Consider the following 18,638-nt stretch of genomic DNA (forward strand, 5'->3'; position numbering starts at 1 on the left):
CTACTCCTTCATGAATTGAATGGATTCGCGTTTGATCGCGCCTTTTGAATTGGCAAAGATCGCCTCGCGGATCGCAGCTTGTTGCTCAACTGGTACTGCCTGACCCCGTATATCAATCACCAAGAGCTGCTGCATGCCCTCCGGCAAGTGTTTCACTCTTTCGATTGCCTGCCGGGAAATGTCGCGGATGAGCCCAGAGGTATTCAGCGTTAGATTGTAGTTCTTGACCTCAATACTGCACACCCCATCGATACAGTAGTCCGGGCGCACGCTACCGGGCGTATTCGGCGACACCTCCTTACCATCCTTGAAGGCTACCTGAGGTCTGGCACCAGTCCCCTCCAGATCCCTTCCGTAGTCGGCGTCTGTCTGTTGCCCCTTGGTTGCATTGTCTTTGCCGACGTTCTGATTTGGAGAAAGGGTAGCTTTCCGACCATCCTCCAACGTGTAGTACTTGCCGCTGGAGTCGCTGTAGACCTGACGACCAAGCGAATCGTAATGGCCGGTGGATTTGTAGACGCCGCCTTGTGGCCCGGTGACTGTAGCGATCCCATCCGCTTCCACTTTTACAGTGTACCCTTGTGGAACATTGAACTCCGGCTTCGCGAGACGGAGGGTATTTGCGGCGTTCTGAACGACTTCTTCTTTCAATTCATGTCGAATTTCGTTTCGTACGGTGTTCTCGATGGTTCCCTTGGAACCGGCGCCAAGCACGCCGCCGGGCATGAAGAGGCCTACTAGGCTGAGAAGCATCCCGTCACGCTGCTGGTTCGGATCCAACGACTCCCCAGTGAAGTAGTTGTTGCCACTGATCCATGAACCGTATGTTTCGCCCGCGCTTTCAAGAATGCCGATTCCAACCGGCGTGGTGTCCGCGAAAATCGGGAAAGGAGCGTACTTGTTCGCAAGCTTCAGCAGCTGCCCTTGCAACTTCAGGGAGTCGATAAGGCCCTGCCCAGCCGTTGGATATGTGCGGCTGAACACGGCGCCGGGATATGCAGCATCACGGCCCAGCATGTCGTAACTCGCCCAGTAGCCTGCGGTCTGACGGTCAAACTCCTCTAGGGAAAGCGTGATTCCTTTCTCTTTCGCCTCCGCCCTTACCTTTGCCGCATATGCAGCGTACTCCGCATCGCGCGATGCGCTTAGACCACGGAGCTCTTCAGCCAAAGCGCATGCTTGCTGATTAGCCTGACTGCATGCCTTGGCCGCCTCTTCAAGCTGCTCAGCCTCGTAGTGTTTCAGCCAGTTGTTCTGCGTAGCGCTTGAAGCGACTGCACCGCCGGTCTGGCCGCCAACCGCCGTACCAGTGGCAAAGCTGCCAGCCTCCATCAATGAGGCAAACAAGGGGCTCGTCGGGTCCAGTCCCATGTTCTCCGTCAGGTACGAGTACATGGCCTTGAATGCCAACTGGTTTGCAACGGCGCCGCTGAGTCCGTCGAGGGCATTGCCCCCGCCGAGGGCAGCCATAGCAGCACCTACAACTCCGTGAAGAGCCGTTCGCTCAGCGCTGCCCTCCTCCCAACCGTTGGCCGCAGCAATATCTCCCGCCGCGCGGAACCCTATCTCCCCAGCGATCCTGCCTGCCTCCAAGTTGCGGTTGATTGCTTCCGCATCGAACTTGTTTGCCAAACCCTCGTTCTGTAGTTCGGTCGCGATCCGTTCCAATCCATCCAGCGCGGAGGTATCGCCGTTGCGAACCACCACCGTGCCAGCGGAGATATCGCTGCGGGTGACGCTGGTGGCCGAATCGCCCTGCGGAACCCCCAGGCTGGGGCTGGCGCCAGGCCGGTTCCATTGGGTCCCGGTGGGTGCACCGGGGTTGGCCCCCCCATTGCTCTGATCGCCGATCGAACCGCTGAAACCGGCCGACCCACCGAAGCTCGTACCGCTGTAGTTGGCTTGGTTGGACAGATCGGTAACAGCCAGGCTCTCGGTGGACAGCAGGTTCTTCGACGGATCGGCGGTACTGGCGATGACCGCGCCGTCCAGCTGGGTGTGGTTGCCGACGTTGATCTGATAGCCGCCGCCGCCGGCAGCAATGCCGGTCTGCTGGGTGGTGCTGTTGTAGTTGTTGTTGATGTCGGTCTGGCCGTAGCTGACGCTGCCGCTGCTGGCACCGAAGCACAGTGGCGGAATGCACAGCGAGACGCCGAAGCCGCCGGTCTGGTCCTTCTGGTCGTAGAACTGGCGGTCCTGGCTGCTGGTCAGCGTGAGGTCGCGGCCGATGGCGGCCAGCACGGCGTCGCCCATCGCCTGGGCGCCCTGCAGGGTGGTGTCGCGGCCGCTGGTCAGCGACAGCTGGTTGCCCGCCTCCACCTGGGTGGCCTGGTGGGTGGTGCCATTGCCCTGCATCTCACCGCGTGCGGCAGAGGCGGCCAATTCAATGGTGAAACCGTTCTGCGAGCCGCCCAGGCCGAAGCCCACGCCCACGCTGCCGCTGCCGCTCTTGCTGGTGCCGTCCTGCTGGTTGCTGCTCTGGCTGGACAGGAGGTTGATGTCGCGCGCAGCGTCGAAGCTGGCGTTGTTGCCGGCGCTGATCTGCGCACCGCGCAGGGTGATGTCGCCGTTCGTCGCGTAGCCATCGGCACCGGTGGTGCCGTCGCCGGTGGCAACGACGGTGACGTTGCGCCCGGCCGAGACCGTGCTGCCCTGCTCGATGGACTGGTGCAGGGTGCCGCTGCTGGAGGCGCTGCTGCTGCCCACGCTGGCGGTGACCTTCACCGCGGCGCCGGTGCCCTGCATGGCGTCCTTGACGGCGTAGCCGGCCTGCGCGCCATACAGCGCTGCCATGCGGTCATCGCCCGCCTCGGACGCACGCTGCACCGCTTCGGCCGCCTGCACGGCCTGCACGCCGTAGCCGGACAGGGCGATGGTGCCCCCGGCCTGGCTGACCCGGTGGCGCTCGGCCTGGGTCAGGGTGTCGGTCGCCGCATCCAGGACGACATTGCGGCCGACCAGGGTGACGTCGTTGCCGGCGGCGATATCCGCACCGCGGGCGACCAGGTCTTCCTTGGCCACCAGGCTGATGTCGCCCTTGTTGCTGGTCAGGCTGGTACGGACGCTGTTCTGCTCGGACTGGCGACCGTTGACGTCGTGCAGCTCGTTGCGCACACCGGTGCTGCCGGTATAGCCGTCGCCACCGAGGTCGCCGATCTGCTTGCTGCGCTGGGTCTCCTGCCAGGTCCGGGTGATCTCACCGGGCAGCAGTTCGATGCCGCCCTTCTGCGCCAGTACGTTGAGCGCGTTTTCGGCGGCTACCTGCGCACCTTGCAGGGTGATGTCGCCTTCGCGGCTGACCAGGTTGATCCGGTCGGCATTGATGCTGCTGCCGGTCTGGCCGATCACCTGCTGGCTGCTGCTGCCATCGCTGTTGTCGCTGTTGTACGGCGAGGTGCGCACGCCGCTGCTGTTCGGCCCGCCCTGGACGTGGCGGATCATGTCTCCGGGCGAGATCGAGCTGGCGCCGTACTGTTTGGTGCTGGAACTACCGCTCTGGTCGTTGGACCGGGTGTCGGTGCTGGTGAGCAGCATCACGTGGCGTTGTGCATCGAGCGTGGCGGTGCCGCCGGCGGCGATCGAGCTGCCGACCACGGTGATGTCGCCCTCGGTTGCACGGATGCTGACGTTGCCGGCGGCGTTGAGGCTGCTGCCGCGCTGCGTGGTGGTGTCCACCGCGACGCTGCCCTGGCTCTTGCTGCTGCCGTAACCCACGTTGATGCCGGGCAGGGTCAGCGCGGCCGCGCCCAGTTCCTTGATGTAGCCACCGGCCTTGTCCGCGCTGCTGCCCGAGCCGTTGCTGACCTGCTGCAGGTTGCGCAGGGTGTCGACGGGCGTGCCGGTAAGCGTGGCGGACAGGCCGCTGCGGCGGCGGCTCTGGCTGGCCTGGTAATGCTCGGTTGCCTCGGCCGGGTTGAGGGTGACGTTCCTGCCCTGGATGGCGATGTTGCCGCCCAGGCCCAGCACGTCGTCGGCCGCGCGGCCGGCCAGCACGTCGCTGCCGCTCACGGTGACGTCGCCACCGGCGATCATGCTGACGTTGCCTTCCAGGCTGCCGATCATGCTGCCCGAGCGGGTGGTCTGCTCCAACGAGGTGGACGTGCTGCCCTTCTGGCTGCCGGCGGTGATGCCGATGCCGCCGAAACCGCTGGCGCCGCCGCCACCGAACACGCCCGACTTTTTCCTGCTCTGGTCGAACGATTCGCTGTGGTGCTCGGTGGCCGCCTCCACGGTGATATTGCGGTCGGCGGCCAGCAGCACGTCGCCGGTGGCGCCGATCTGCACGCCGGTAGCGCTGATGTCGCGACCCGCGGCGATCTGCACGCCTTCGCCGCTGAGCGTGGTGCCCACCGCGTAGGTGTCCGAAGAAGTTTCGCGCGTGGTGGTGGTCGTGCTGGAGAAGGTCTTCTTTTTCTTGCTCCAGGTGTCCTGCTCGAAGGTGTGGTCTTCATCGGCAGTAGCCAGCACCACGTCGCGCCCGGCGGACACGGCAACGGTGCCGCCGTCGCTGTACACGCCGGCGGCGGTGAGCGTTGCGTCCTGGCCGGCGATCAAGGCGATGTCGCCGCCGGCCTTGATCGTGCTGCCGTGAACGGTCTGGTCCAGCGTTTCAGTCTGCTGGGAATAGCGTTTGCGGCGGATATCGGTCGAGCTGGTGTCGGTGGTGGTGACCTCGCCCACGTTGAGGTCGCGCCCGGCCACCACGGCCAGCGCGTTGCCGGCGGTCAGGCTGGCCGCATTGAGGTTGACGTCCTGGCCGGCCTGCAGCGCCATGCTGCCGCCCGCTTCCAGGCCACTGGTCTGGAGGGTCTGGCGGGTGCTGTTGGTATTCCCGTAGCGGCTGCTCTGCTCGGTGCCGAGCACGTTGAGGTTGATGTCGTTGCCGGCCACGGCGCTGAGGCCGTTGCCGGCCTTCACCTGTACGGCGGTCAGCGTAAGGTCGTTGCCGGCCTGCAGGCCGAGGCTGCCGCCCACATCCAGCGTGGTGCGGTTGAAGCTCTGCCCGGAAGCGCCGCTCTGCTGCGTGGTCAGGTTGAGGTCGCGCCCGGCCTGCAGGGCGGCATTGCCCTTGGCGCTGGTCTGCGCGCCGACCAGTGACAGGTCGCGGCCGGCGACCAGCTCCAGGCCACCGGTGGATTCGATCCGGGCCACGCCCAGGCTGGCCACGCTCTGCAGGTCGCGGCCGGCCACCAGGCTGATGCTGCCGCCCTGGATCAGGCCGTCCCTGTTGATGATGTCTTCAACCGCCGACACCCGCAGGCTGCCGCCGGAGCTCATCGCGCCGCGATCATTGAGCAGGCTGCCGGCGTCGATCGACAGGCGGCTGTCGGCGCTGATCATGCCCTGGTTGTTGACGTTGTTTGCGCGGATATCCACGCTTTCACCGGCGATCGCCGCGCCGCCCAGCTGCAGGCGGTCGGCGGTGGCCTGGCTCAGGTACACCACCGGCACCAGCACCTGCTGGCCGCCCACGTCCTGGGCCACCATCCACACGATGTCCTCGTCCAGCGCGGCCATCTGCTCGGCCGACAGGGCGATGCCCACGGTGAGCTGCAGGCGGCCGGCTTCGGCCACGCCGCCGTCCATCATGCTGCGGTACTGGTCCATGCCGTTGTCGAGGTCGGCATCGAGGTATTTGCGGCCGGTCAGGCCGGTGATCTGTTCCAGCACCAGGCGCTGTTCGTAGAAATCGTCGCCCAGGCGCTTGAGGCGCTGATCCGGGTTGAGGTTGAGCTTGTCGAACATGTAGTCCGAGCCCAGCCACTGGCCGTAGTTGGCAAAGCGCGGATCGGTTTCCACCAGCCAGCGCTGGTTGCCCGGTTCCACGGTATACAGACCGCTGTTCGGCGGCAGCAGGCCGGGCAACGGGTTCTGCGCGGTGCCCACCACCTGCGGCGGCTTGACCGCGCCGCTGATGCCCGGTGCCGGCGCGCCGACCTTCGGGCCCTGGCCGTTGCCGCCGACGGTGCCGGTGGCCGGGCCGGTGGCGATGCCGGTCACCGGATCCGGTGCGCCGGCGCTGCCGGTGGCCGCGCCGGCCTGGCTGCCGTTGCCGAGGTTGGGCACATAGGCGCCCACCCCGTTCCAACCCCCGACGTCCGCCGCTGCGCCGCCGTTGCCGGTACCGACCACGGTGTTGTTGACGTCGCGCGCTTCGATGGTGACGTTGCGGCCGGCGGTGATGCTGGTGTTGCCGCCCGGCAGCGCGACTTCCTTGGTGACCGTGGTGGTACCCAGTACGCCCCTGGCCCAGCGCGGCTCTTCCTGGCAGGTCAGCCCGCTCCGGCAGGTCTGGTATTCCACTTCATATTCGGAGACGCGCTGGATGGTCTTGGTCGCGGTCAGGCCCACGTTGTTGACCACGCCCGCCCAGTCGGCAGGGTTGTCGCTGCTGGACGAACCGCGACCATTGATGGTCAGGTTGGTGCCCGCCGCGATGGCGGAGTAAATGTTGTCCACGCTGCCGCCGCCGATCAGCATGTCGCGGCCGGACAGGAACTGGCTGGCCGCGCTGGCGGCGGTGACGCGCGTGCCTTCCAGCACGGTGTCGGTGTTGGTGACGCCGTGGTCGCGCCAGATAAAGCACGGCGACTGTGAACTGCTGCCGCAGTAGCGCTGGTAGATCTCGTAGGGAGTGCCGCCGCCACCGAACCGCCCGGCGTCCGGATCGCCCGCCTGGTCCGCGGCGGTGTAGGTCTTCTGTTCGTACTGCAGCACACGCCGCTCATTGCGCACGCCCAGCGCCAGCAGCACCAGGTCGCGCTCGGCCTGGATGCGGCCGGAGCGGTTGACGATCTGCTGCGCATTGCCACCCCAGCGCCCGCCGATGCGGATGTCGCCGATGCTGTACAGCTCGCCGTCGAGATTGTGGAAGGCGTCCGCGTTGATGGCCAAGGTACCGGTGGTGGCGATCAGGCCTTCGTTGTAATCGCGCACGGGCACGGTGCTGCCCAGTTCGCGTCCGTTGGTGACGGTGCCGGCGGTCAGCGTGACCTGGTCGCCCATCAGCGTGCCGGTATTGGTGGTCCAGGCGCTGTCGGCCTGCACGCGGTCGCCGTCGATGCGGCCGAGGTTGTCGATGCCCTGGTTGGCGGCGAGTGTCGCGCTGGCGGTGCCTGCGCCGTTGCCGGCACTGATGCTGCCTGCGGCGGTATTGTTGATCTGGTTGGCGCGCAGCTCCAGCGCGCCGCTGGTTTCAATGCGGCCCTGGTTGGTCAGCGTGCCGGCAACGTTCAGCGCCAGGCGACCGTTGCTCTGCAGCTGCTGGCCGGCCTGGTGCAGGTAGTCACCGGCCAGGTGCAGTTCCAGTTCGGCGCCGCCGAACAGGCGGCCGTTGCCCTGGAAGGCCTGCAGCTGCGCCCACAGTTGCTGGTAGGCGCTGATTTCGCCATTGCTATTGCCCAGCGCGCCCAGGTACAGGCGGCTGCTGCGGGTGACCAGGCGGCCACCGCTGTTGTCCAGGCTGGCCGCGCGCAGGGTGAACAGGTTGCCGGCGGAGAGTTCGCCGCCGCCGTTGAGTACGGTGGCCGACGCGTTGTCCAGGATCAGGTCGGCGCCGGCATGGATGCGGCCGCTGCGGTTGTCCAGCTGGGCGGTCTGCAGCACGGCATTCTGGCCGGCGACCAGCTTGCCGCGCTGGTTGGTGATGTTGCCGGCGGTGAGCGCGATGTTGCCTTGGGTGCTGCCGAGCACGCCGTCGCTGTTGTCCAGCGCACCGCCGGTGCTGACGGTCAGGGTGTTGCTGCCATCCACCACCAGGCGTCCGCTGCGGTTGTCGACCGAGCCGGCCATGATGCCGGCGGCGGCATAGGCTTCGATGCTGCCACCCTGGTTGTCGAGCACGCCGTCGGTGTCGAGCTGCAGCTGGCCGCCTGCGTACAGCAGGCCGCCGGCATTGCGCAGGTCACCGTTGATATCCAGGGTCAGGTTCTGCCTGGCATACAGGTTGCCGCCCTGGTTGCCCAGGCTGGCCGTGGTGACGCCGGCACTGCCCTCGGCGCCGATCAGGCCGGTGCGGTTGTCCACGCTGGCCGCCTGGATCTGCAGGGTGCCGGCCTGGCGCTGGGCCACAGTGCCGGCGAGGTTCTGCAGGGCCTCGGTGGCGCGCAGCTGCAGGTTGCCGACGGCGTCGATGCGGCCGCCGTTGTTGGTGATCCGGCGTGCGCGGATATCCGCGCCGCGCCCGGCACTGATCTGGCTGCCATTGGTATTGGTCAGGCCATCGGCGACGTCGACCACCAGGACGCCATTGCCGACGATCAGGCCGACGTTGGTATTGCCCAGCTGGCCCGCGCGCACGGTCGCGGCGCCGGTGCCGGCGTGCTCGATGCGGCCGGCGTCGTTGTAGAGCGCCGCCACGTCCACGGTGAGGTCGGTGGCATTGGCGGCGATGCGGCCGCCGTCGTTGCGCAGCGCACCGCTGAAGGCCAGCGTCAACGCGTCGTTACCGGTCTGGATCAGCTCACCGGCGCGGTTGTCCAGCGCGGCGGCCACAAGGCCAAGGCGCGCGGCCTGCAGCGAGCCGCCCTGGTTGACCAGTTCGCCGCTGCTCTCAAGCTGCAGGGTGCCGGTGGCAACGAGCGTGCCGTTGCGGTTGTCGAGCATGCCGGCGGTGGCGCGCGCCACCAGTTCGCCACCCGACCACGCCAGGCCGTTGCGCAGGTCCAGCCCGCTCCCCTGCAGGGCCACGCGCTGGCCGGCGTGCACCTTGCCGGACTGCAGCAGCAGGTTGCGGGCGGTCAGCGTCACCTCGCCGCTGCTGCCCAGCGCACCGTTGGCGGCCAGGCCGCCCACGATCTGGCCACTGTTGTCCACCGCGTCAGCGGTGACGGTAACGTTGCCGCTGGCCAACAGCCGGCCACGGTTCTCCACGCTGCCGCCCTGCAGCGCAATGTTGGCGGCCTGGACGCTGCCGCTATTGCGCAGCACCGTACCGGCCTCTGCCATGACGCCGCCGGCGGCATACACGTCGCCATCGCTGGTCAGTGCCTGGCCGGCCTGCAGGGTGATGCCCGCGCTGCTGTCCAGGTTGCCGGCCAGCTGCAGGTCGCGCTCGGCGCGCAGGGTCACGCCGGTCGCGGCGTAGGCCTTGCCGCTCTGGCGCAACGTACCACCGGCCTGGGCACTGAGCTGCCCGGCGGCAATGGTCTTGCCGGTGAGGGTCAGGTCACCGCTGGTGCCCAGACCGACGTCGGCCTGCTCGCTGCCCAGGTCGCCGCTGCTGTCCAGCGAACCGGCCTGTACGTCCAGCGACTGCACGGAGACCAGGCTGCCCTGGTTGGTGAGCGAGCCGGCGGCGGCCAGCTCGGCACGGCCGGCGCTGTACACCGCGCCGCGGTTGTCGAACTGCGTGGCGCGCAGCGCCAGCGCGCGTTGCGCGTACAGGTTGCCGGCGTTGCTGGCCGCCTGCAGCACCTCGATGTCGAGCAGGTCGGCGCTGGAAATGTCGCCGTTGGCCAGGTTCTGCAGCGCCTGTGCGCGCAGCCGGACCGTCGCGTCGCTGGCGATGATGCCGGCATTGCGCAGCGTGCCGCTGCTGTCCAGTCGCAGTTCGCTGGCGCTGTAGACCGTGCCGGTATTGTCCAGGGCCTGCGCATCGAGCGCCATGCGCCCGGTGGCGTGCAGGCGGCCGGCGTTGTCGAGCTGGCCGGTGGCGGTGACGTCCAGCTGGCGGGCCAGTGCCAGGCCATCGCGGCTCTGGGTGAGGGTGCGCGCCTCGAGCCGCAGCTGCTGCGCCGCTTCCAGGCGCTGCCGGTTGACGATGTCATCGGCACGGATGCGCAGATCGCCATCACTGATGATCTCACCGGCATTGTCCAGCTGCGCGGCATGCAGGTTGATCGCCTGGCCTGCGCGCAGGCGCGCGGCAGCGCCATTGTCGATGCGGCGCGATGCGTCGATATCCAGCGTGTCCGAACCCAGTACGACGCCGCGGTTGTCGAGTGCACCGACGGTCAGGCGGGTATCGCGGGCAGCGGTGGTGCCGGTGTTGGCCAGGTGGTCTGCCCGTACGCTCAGGCTGCGCTCGGCGATCAGCTGGCCGGCGTTGACCAGCTCGCCGCCGACCTCCAGGGCGACGTCATTTCCGGCCGAGAGCTCTGCCGAAGCGGCCTGCTGCAGCTCACCGGCGTTCACCGCCAGGTTCTGCGCGGCGCCGACCAGCCCGCTGTTGTCGATCCGGCCCGCCACCACCAGTGCGGTATCGCGCTGGCTGTAGAGCTGTCCCCGGTTGGCAAGGCTGCCTGCCTCGATGCGGGTGCCGGTGCCGCCGATCGCCACGCCGGCATTGTCGATATGGCCATCGGCCTGCAGTTGCAGCGCACCCTGCGCCGCCAGACGTGCGCCCTGCTGCTGGACGATGCGCGCCGCGCGCGCCTGCAGCTCGTTGGCGGCGATCACCTGCGCGGCGTTCTCCAACTGCCCGCCGGCGCGCAGCGCGATGTCGCCGCGGCTTTCCACCTGGCCGGCCAGGCGCAGGTTGCCGTCGGCGCCCAGCTGCAGGCGCCCGGCCAGCACATTGCCCGATGCATCCAGGTTGCCGGAGGCGCGCGCATCCAGCGTACCTGCGGCATAAGTGGTGCCGGCCAGCCGTACGTCGCGGCCGGTCAGCCGCAGGTCCGCGCCGGCCTGGGTCGTCCCGCTGCCGGCGAGGGTTCCGGCGCTTTCCACGACGAGGTTGCCTGCGGCGGCGGTACGCCCGGTCAGCTGGACGTCGCCATTGCTGGTGAGCACGAAGTCGCCGCTTGTTGCGACCAGCGCGCCATCGCTGCGCACGCCGACGCCGGCTTCGGTCCCCACCAGGCGGATCTTGCCGGCATACATGCCGCCGAGCGCGGCCACGTCCAGGCCGAAGCCGGTGGTGGCGCCATCGCCCTGGATCGCGCGCGCGGCCAGGCTTTCATAGTCGATGTGGTTGGCCCCCACCACCACGTTGGCCTCCCTGGCCCACAGCCCGGCATTGATTTCCACCGCGCGCGCCAGCAGGTCGATGCGCTGCAGGTTGTCCGCATCCAGGCCCGCGCCTTCGATGCGGATGCTGCCGCGGCCCACCTGGAAGGCCGACAGGCTGCCATCGCCGCCGAACAGCGGCGTGCCGGTGGTGAGTACGCCACGGGTGGTGTTGATGAAGCCGCAGCCGTCGCAGGTGATGCCGTTCGGGTTGGCGATGATCACCTGCGCGGCCGCGCCGGCCACTTCCACATGGCCCTGCAGCAGCGAACGGTTGCTGGACGTCACTTCGTTGAGGATCAGGCGCGCCGATTGCGCCGGCTGCAGGTTGGCGTTGCCCTGGATGTAGCCGGCCAGCTGGGTCTGGGTGGTGGCCGCGCTGTTGTTGAGGACCTGGCCCTGCCGCCCGACGTTGTACTGGTCGTATTGGTTGTGCGACACACCGGCGGCGTTGGGTGCGGCGATCTGCACCACCGGCACGCCATTGGCCGCCGGCTCCTGACGGGCCTGGCTGCCGGCCTGCGGCTGCACCTGCGCGAACAAACTGAAGGGCCCGCCGAAAACAGCGGTCACAACCGCGGCCAGGAGGCCGATCCGCCAGCGGGAGCCGGAGATCGGGCGGGCAACAGTGCGACGGGCGTCAACGCGGCGGGTCTTCATGACAGGTCATCCATGTGTGGCATGTGTGGGGCGTGGTACGTGGTTTTCAGCGGGCATCAAGGCCGCCCGCTGCACTACGGTGGTGCAGCCGGTCAGAACTGTGTTGCGAGCCGGAACCCGACTACCCGCGCTTCGCGCTGCGCGCGGATCGCACGTGGCGCGTCCAGCGGAAAACCGACAAAGGCGTCCCAGTCCAGGCTGAGCGCCTGGCCGCGTGCGCCTATGTGGGCACCGACCATGTCGCCACCCGCGATGCCCTGCACGGCATTGCTGGCGATATGGCCCACGTCCACGCCCAGGTAAGGCGAGAAACGACGATGCAGGCTGAAGGCGAGGCTGTTGCGCCAGTAGCCGCCGGTCGTACCGCCCAGCATCACTTCGCCGTCGAAACCGTTGACGGTGTAGCGGCCGCCGATGCTGATGAACTCCGAGCCGTACAGCGGGTCGGAGCTCCACTGGTAGCGCAGCGCGCTGTTCCAGTAGATCGGCCGCGGCCCCTGCAACACCGGCGCGCCGATGCCGATATCGAGCGTGGTGATGCCGTAGCCGAAGGTGGGCGCCTGGTCATCGCGTCCAGCGGCGTCGTCATCGCCGCCCAGCCACGGCAGGCCGCGTCGGTGGGCCAGGCGCAGGTCGGCCTGCAGGCTGCCCAGGTACTGGCGATGCAGCAGGGCCAGTTCGGCCGAGGTGGTCCGGCGGCGCTGGCCACGCAGTTCGACGCCTTCGACGAAGCTGCGCGAGTGGCGCTGGGCCAGGCGCATTTCCATGGCGGTGCGATAGCTCTGGCCGCGCGCCAGCAGACGCTCCACGGTCAGGTCCAGGCTGCGCGAGCGGCCGGTGCTGCTGAAGTCTTCATTGGTGCCGCGGATGATCTGCGCATAGCGCGAGCCGTAGGTGCTGGTGGAGAACCGCCAGTTGCCTAGCGGCGCGCTCCACGAGGCGTTGTAGCCGTGGGTGCCCTTGCCGCGCTCGGCGCTGCCGTCGCTGTTGATGCCCACGCTCAGCAGGTCATTGATGCCCAGCAGGTTGTCGGCCCACGCGGTGGCCCCGGCCTGCTGCCTGCCGGTGCCTTCGCTGCCACCGTCGTCCAGCGACAACGCGCCGCGCCAGCGCCGCGCAGCCTTCAGGGTGATCACTACATCCGACTGGCCCGGCTGCGTGCCCGGTACCAGTTCCATCTCCACGTCCTGGGAAGGCACCCGCTTGAGCTGCTCCAGGCCTTGTTCCAGCGCGCGCAGGTTGAGTACCTCGCCGGGGCGCGCCGGGAACGCGCTTTTCCACATGGCGTGGCGGGGAAGGTCATCGGCGAAACGGATCTGGCCGATGGTGCCCGCTACCAGCTGCAGGCGCAGGGTGCCGGCACCCAGGTTCTGCTCGGGCAGGCCGATGCGGGTGGTGACATAGCCCTTGGCCAGGACCAGGTCCGAGGCCCGGCGCACCATGAGGGCAATTCCTTCCTGGCCAATGCAGCGTCCCCGGTACTGGTCCAGGTAGCGTTGGGCAAAGCCGAACCGGTCGCGGTGCGCGCCGTCGAGCACGATGGCATTGATGACGAAGCACGGCGATTCGTCGGGCAGGTCGGTGGAACGGTGGTCGGCCGCGGTCAGCGCGGCAGGGCCCGCAACTTCAGGGATGGCTTGCCGTTCGGCGCGCTCGCGGGCTTCACGCTCGGCGCGATCGCGCAGTTCCTGCTGATCGGCAAGCGTCGGCTGGCCCTGCTGGGCCCACGCGCTACCCGGGCCTGCCAGGCATGTACCTACGGCGATCACTGCACCACCCAACAGGCGCCACGGCACTACGGCTACTACTGCGTCCATTCAACCCGCCCGTCCAGAGCCCCGGCCTTCCTGGCCATCGGGTGTACCGCATCCCTTACTGGTACTTGCCACGGTCCATCGTGGCGTCCATGCCGAGCTTGCAATACGACCCGATCAACCGCCTTGGCGGCCGGGACCGTGATATTTCAACCGCCGGGTGGGCAGCACGATGGTGTGCCCGTCCGGTCAGTTCCCTGTTTCAAACGACATCCACGGGCACGCAAAGGCGCCCAGCGGTCATCGCCTGCCTTCCCTTATCGGCAGATCAATTTCTTTCTGAAGGCACTTTAGAAAAGTTAAAAATTTGTGAAAACCCGGCGACTGGCGCCACCGTCCACGCGTCGCCTCAGCGCGGCGGTGCCGCCAGTTCCTTCGCGCTCAGATACCCATCGCCGTTGGCATCCTGCTTGTGGAACCGCTGGGTCAGGGTCTGCCGCTGCTGTTCGCGGGTGATCGCCGGGCCCTTGCCGCCGGGCAGTTCATCGGCGCTGAGCACGCCATCGCCATTACGGTCCATGCGCTCGAACGCGTACAGCATCCACTGCAGGTATTCCTCCACGCTGACCCGGCCATCGCCGTCGCTGTCCATGCGCTGCAGGTAGCTGCCGGTGTCGGCCACCTGGGCCTGCGCGACAGTGCCGACGAGCAGCAGGACCAGGCAGGAAAAACGCCGCGCAAGGCGGCGTTTTCCGGAGGCGTTGGCCGCTTGCCGGCGCACCGCTCAGTGCGCCGTCAGTGCGTAGCCCTTGAGGCGTGCAGCGTAGGCCTGCAGCGCGGCGATGCCGCTGGCTTCGGCCTCGTGGCACCAGGCCTGGAGCAGCTTCAGGCGTTCGGCGGCATCGTTGCCGCGGGCCTCCAGCAGCGCGGCCAGGCGCGCGCGGTGTTCGACCAGCACGCGGATGCGCGGGCGCTGTTCCACCCAGGTGCTGAGCTGGGCGCGGCAATCGGGCTGGAGCCAGCGGCCGTCGTTGACCAGGCCACGGCGCATCCGCCGCGGCAGCAGCTTGCGCAGCTTGGCGCCGGCCATCGCGGCCTCTTCGCGCAGGGCCGGCACGAACACATTGCGCTGGTAGTCGGTCATCGCCTGGAAGCGGTGCGACAGCAACGCCTTGAGGGTTTCGGCATCGGGCACGGCGATGTTCGGGCGCACGTCCATGCTCGGCGCCACGCGCAGCACCTTGGCCAGGCGCAGCGCCTGCAGGCCGCGGATGGCGGCCCAGCCGATGTCGAACTCCCAGCGGCGCATCGAGAACCGCGCCGAACTCGGGAAGGCGTGGTGGTTGTTGTGCAGTTCTTCACCTCCCACCCAGAACGCCCACGGGGTCAGGTTGGTGGAGGTGTCGGCCGACTCGAAGTTGCGGTAGCCCCACCAGTGGCCCAGGCCATTGATGACACCGGCCGCCCAGAACGGGATCCACGCCATCTGGATCGCCCACAGGGCCACGCCGGGCAGGCCGAACAGCACGCTGTTGATGGCCAGCAGCGCGACCGGGCCGAGGTTGGCGTGCGGGGTGTACAGGTGCCGCTCGATCCAGTCGTCCGGGGCGCCGCGGCCGTACTGCTCGATGTCCGCGCGCATCGCGCGGGCTTCGCGGTACAGTTCCACGCCGCGCCAGAACACCATGCCGATGCCCTTGGTGACCGGGCTGTGCGGGTCTTCGTCGGTTTCCACCTTGGCGTGGTGCTTGCGATGGATCGCCACCCACTCCTTGGTGATCATCGAGGTGGTCAGCCAGGTCCAGAAGCGGAAGAAGTGCGCGATCACCGGATGGAAATCCACCCCGCGGTGTGCCTGGCTGCGATGCAGGTACAAGGTGACGGCGAAGATGGTGGCCTGGGTGAACACCAGCAGCACCAGCGCCATGCCCCACCAGCCGAGGCCGACAACACCGCCGGACAGGAAGTTGAGGAGCGTATCGAACATCGCAGGACTCCGGGCCGTGGTCGGCCAGCAAGGAAACAGGAACACCTGGGGCCCATGATGAGGCCTGACGTTGCAAACTTCACCCATCTGATGCGATTTTTGCCGGGTCGTTCAGTTGATTCCCCCCTTCGTGAGCATGCCATCGCATTCATGACAGTTGCCGCCTCCCTGCCGGCCACGGCCGCCACCGCTCCCCTGATCGAGCTCGACCGCGCCTGCGTCGTCCGCGGCCAGGTCCGGGTCCTTCACAACCTCAGCCTGCGTATCGCCCAGGGCCAGCACACCGCGCTGCTGGGCCCCAACGGCTGCGGCAAATCCTCCTTCATCAAGCTGATCACCCGCGAGCTGTACCCGCTGGCGCATGCCGACGGCAGCGTGGCGGTGCGCGTGCTCGGGCAGAACCGCTGGCAGGTGGACCGGCTGCGCGCGCAGCTGGGCATCGTTACCGGCGACCTCAGCAGCAACCTGGCCGACATGCCCGGGCTGACCGTGGAAGAGGCGGTGCTGTCGGGTTTCTTCGCCAGCTTCGTGGTGCCGGCCTTCCGCGAAGTGACCGCGGACATGCGCGCGCGGGTGCGTGAAACCCTGGCCATGACCGGCGCCCTGCCGCTGCTGTCGCGCGGCTATGCCGAGCTGTCGGCCGGCGAGACCCGCCGCGTGCTGATCGCCCGCGCCCTGGTCAACCGCCCACAGGCACTGCTGCTGGACGAACCCTCCACCGGGCTGGACCTGGTCGCGCGCCAGCACCTGATCGCCACCATGCGCGCGCTGGCCGCCCAGGGCATCACCCTGGTGCTGGTCACCCACCACATCGAGGAGATCATTCCGGAGATCGAGCGGGTGGTGCTGCTGCGCGCCGGCAAGATCGTCGCCGACGGCAGCCGCGCCGAGCTGCTGCGCGATGGGCCGCTGTCGGAGGTGTTCGGCGGGCCGATCCAGGTGGTGGAGCAGGATGGGCGCCTGAGCGCCTTCGCCGGGTAGGCGAAGCGCAGGGACGGAGGCCATGCCTCCGCCCCTGCCTGGCTCAGAACGTCAGCGCCAGCGCACGCGATTCGATCGGCGCCATCCGGCTCTGGTCCTGCAGTTGCAGGTCGCGCAGTTCGAACGGTGCGGCATAGCCGCGCGGCAGTGCTACGCCGGCGAACCGCAGCGGCAGTTCACCGGCGCCGGCACGGTCGAACCATGCCGCGCTGTGCGCCTGGGCCACCGGCCGCAGCCGGCCGTCCGGGCCGGTGGCATACAGCGTGCCACGCACTTCATAACGCCCGGCCGCACCGATCTGCAGCGGCAGGCGGACCGTGCGGCTGGCCGCATCGACCTCGGCCTGGCCGCCCAGGCGGGCGGTCGGCCGGGCCACCGCGAAGGCCACCTTGGCATCGCGCTGCACGCCGTTGGCACTGACGAAGGCCTGCAGTTCCCACAGACCCTGCACCGTGCCGACATCGTTGGGAATGGTCACCTGCGCGCGCAACCCGTCCTTGCCGGCCACCAGCGGTACCGGCCAGCTGCGGCCGTCCGGGGCCACCAGCAGCGCCTCGCCGCCGGCCGGCAACGCACGCGCCACCGATCGGCCCGCCGCCAGCGCCGCGCGGCCGCCGTCGTCCTGCAGGCGGGCCTGCAGCACCACGCTGCCACCGGCCAGTACCTGCTGGCGGTCGGCCTGCAGCCGCAATGCGATCGGGCTGTTGGGCTCCAGCACCTGCACCACGTAGCGGCCCTGCGCCTGCGCGCTTTGCAGCCGGTAGGTGCCGGCCGTTGCCGCCGCGCCGGTACGCACCATCGCCGTGCCCGGCCCGACCGTCATGCCGGCCGCGCGCAGCTGCTGGGCGTCCACCACCTTGTCCACCGCCAGCGCACCGGCCGGGTCGCGTACCTGCCATTGTTGCGGGGCCAGCGGCCGGGCGCCCTGCACCGGGCTGACCTGGATCACCGCATCGGGGGCGGTCAGCGGCAGGTCCATGCCGCGCTGCAGGGTGGCCGCGTCCACGGTGTCCCAGTAGCTGCGGCTGATGGCCGCCTGCGGGGCCGGGGCCGCCAGGGCCTGGGCCGGGTCCAGCGCCCAGGCGAAACTCAACGGGGCCCGTTCACTCGGCGTGGCCGGCAGCGGCGCGCGTTCCACCCGCGGCGCCACCTGGTCGGTGGCACGGGCCGACAGCAATGGCTGCGCGGCCTGCAGCGGCAGCGCAGTCACGGCCGTGGCCACGGCCAGCGCAATCGTCAGTCTTGAAGTCATGGCGTGTTCCTCACAGGGTCAGGTCGTTGCGCAGGAGCGTGCCCAGGCCGAAGCAGTCGCGCCGGCTCTGGTTGTGGCTGAGCGGTTCGGCGCCCTTGGTGCGCGCCTTGTCGGTGAACCACAGGGTGCCGGCCGCCTTCTGGCTGCTGCACTCCAGGAACCCGTCCGAGCAGCTGTCCAACCAGTTCTGGGTGAACTCCAGGCCCACGTTCTGCGCATAGCCGCCGCAGTAGCTGTTGTTGTCCCATACCGCCGATTCCACGTCCGAACCGACCACCACGCGGAACGGCCGGGGCAAGGCCGGGCGCCCCACCGTGCCGTACAGGTTCTGCGCGTTGTAGGTGGCCATATGGCTCACCTGCTGTTGGCGCACCGCATCGCTCTTGTAGCCCAGCAGCCAGCCCACCGAGGATTCGAAGGCATTGCCGTTGAGCGCGGCATCGGCCAGCGGCGTGCCGGCCGAGGACGGGGCCAGCGCGGTGACCTTGCTGATGGTCTGGATCAACCGCGGATAGCGGCTGTCATAGGTGGGATTGGACAGGATCCAGCGCAGCACGTTGCCGCCGTTGGAATGGGTGATCACCACCAGCTTGGTGATGCCACGGCTGTCGATGAAGCCGGTCAGCTGCCCGGCCAGGCAGCCGGCGGTCTCCGGTTTCCACATGTACTGCTCGAAATCGCAGTTGATGACCGTGTAGTTGCTGCTGTTGGGCAAGCCGGCGCGCACCGTATCGATGATCCCCGGTTGCCAGTATTCGGTACGTGCATCGGTCTGTTTGCCGGTGCCGTGCACGAACGCCACCCCCACCACGTCGGCGGCGTGCACGCTTCCACACGCCAGCATCATCACGCCCAGGGCCAGCCCCCGGCCCGTCCTTCCCGCATTGCTTCGCATCCGCTGTCTCCATTGCAGGTGATCCCCCTGATGACTGGCGCTGCCGCATGGCCGTGGATGCCATCGTTCCCCATCTGCATGACAAGGCGGCGCCAACCCCGACGCTATGCCGGTCGAAGATCCCGTTCCGTGAACCAGTAGATGGTTTTGGCCATCGAGCGT

At 68.3% G+C, this 18,638-nt stretch carries 7 protein-coding genes; 1 reads left to right on the forward strand and 6 read right to left on the reverse strand.

Translation table 11 applies throughout. From position 1 onward, the window contains the following. The 4 genes from IC535_RS01370 to IC535_RS01385 all read right to left on the reverse strand — a co-directional run bounded on the left by IC535_RS01370 (window position 1) and on the right by IC535_RS01385 (window position 15,348). The gene (locus IC535_RS01370) at window positions 1-11,607 is read right to left on the reverse strand and encodes a hemagglutinin repeat-containing protein (RefSeq protein ID WP_228884771.1); all 11,607 of its coding nucleotides are present in this window, start codon (window positions 11,605-11,607) and stop codon (window positions 1-3) included. 92 nt (window positions 11,608-11,699) lie between these two features. Continuing rightward, entirely contained in the window at window positions 11,700-13,424 is a 1,725-nt protein-coding gene (locus IC535_RS01375) for a ShlB/FhaC/HecB family hemolysin secretion/activation protein (protein WP_228884772.1), read from the reverse strand. Window positions 13,425-13,770: 346 nt separating this feature from the next. Continuing rightward, complete coding sequence (locus IC535_RS01380) at window positions 13,771-14,082, reverse strand: EF-hand domain-containing protein (protein ID WP_228884898.1); 312 nt, start codon at window positions 14,080-14,082, stop codon at window positions 13,771-13,773. Window positions 14,083-14,145: 63 nt separating this feature from the next. Continuing rightward, on the reverse strand, window positions 14,146-15,348 hold the full coding sequence (locus IC535_RS01385; protein ID WP_228884773.1) for a DesA family fatty acid desaturase: 1,203 nt from the start codon (window positions 15,346-15,348) through the stop codon (window positions 14,146-14,148). 150 nt (window positions 15,349-15,498) lie between these two features. Between IC535_RS01385 and IC535_RS01390 the strand changes: the two genes are divergently transcribed. After that, a complete protein-coding gene (locus tag IC535_RS01390; RefSeq protein WP_228884774.1) occupies window positions 15,499-16,329 on the forward strand; it encodes an ABC transporter ATP-binding protein in 831 nt (276 codons plus the stop codon). 43 nt (window positions 16,330-16,372) lie between these two features. Here the strand turns inward: IC535_RS01390 and IC535_RS01395 are convergent, their stop codons facing one another. Beyond that, window positions 16,373-17,581 (reverse strand): DUF4785 family protein, encoded by a 1,209-nt coding sequence (locus IC535_RS01395; protein ID WP_228884775.1) that lies wholly within the window; start codon window positions 17,579-17,581, stop codon window positions 16,373-16,375. Window positions 17,582-17,591: 10 nt separating this feature from the next. Then, window positions 17,592-18,476: a hypothetical protein gene (locus IC535_RS01400; protein ID WP_429000317.1), complete on the reverse strand. Its 885-nt coding sequence runs from the start codon at window positions 18,474-18,476 to the stop codon at window positions 17,592-17,594. Between the last annotated feature and the right edge of the window lie 162 nt (window positions 18,477-18,638).

The organism is Stenotrophomonas rhizophila (genome assembly GCF_020857975.1).
GTDB classification, from domain to species: Bacteria; Pseudomonadota; Gammaproteobacteria; order Xanthomonadales; family Xanthomonadaceae; genus Stenotrophomonas; species Stenotrophomonas rhizophila_C.

What these genes read in the sequence shown, in the direction of transcription:
- IC535_RS01385 (WP_228884773.1), bottom strand. Translation starts at nt 15,348, where the DNA reads ATGTTCGATACGCTCCTCAACTTCCTGTCCGGCGGTGTTGTCGGCCTC.
- IC535_RS01395 (WP_228884775.1), bottom strand. Translation starts at nt 17,581, where the DNA reads ATGACTTCAAGACTGACGATTGCGCTGGCCGTGGCCACGGCCGTGACT.
- IC535_RS01375 (WP_228884772.1), bottom strand. Translation starts at nt 13,424, where the DNA reads ATGGACGCAGTAGTAGCCGTAGTGCCGTGGCGCCTGTTGGGTGGTGCA.
- IC535_RS01370 (WP_228884771.1), bottom strand. Translation starts at nt 11,607, where the DNA reads ATGAAGACCCGCCGCGTTGACGCCCGTCGCACTGTTGCCCGCCCGATC.
- IC535_RS01400 (WP_429000317.1), bottom strand. Translation starts at nt 18,476, where the DNA reads ATGCGAAGCAATGCGGGAAGGACGGGCCGGGGGCTGGCCCTGGGCGTG.
- IC535_RS01390 (WP_228884774.1), top strand. Translation starts at nt 15,499, where the DNA reads ATGACAGTTGCCGCCTCCCTGCCGGCCACGGCCGCCACCGCTCCCCTG.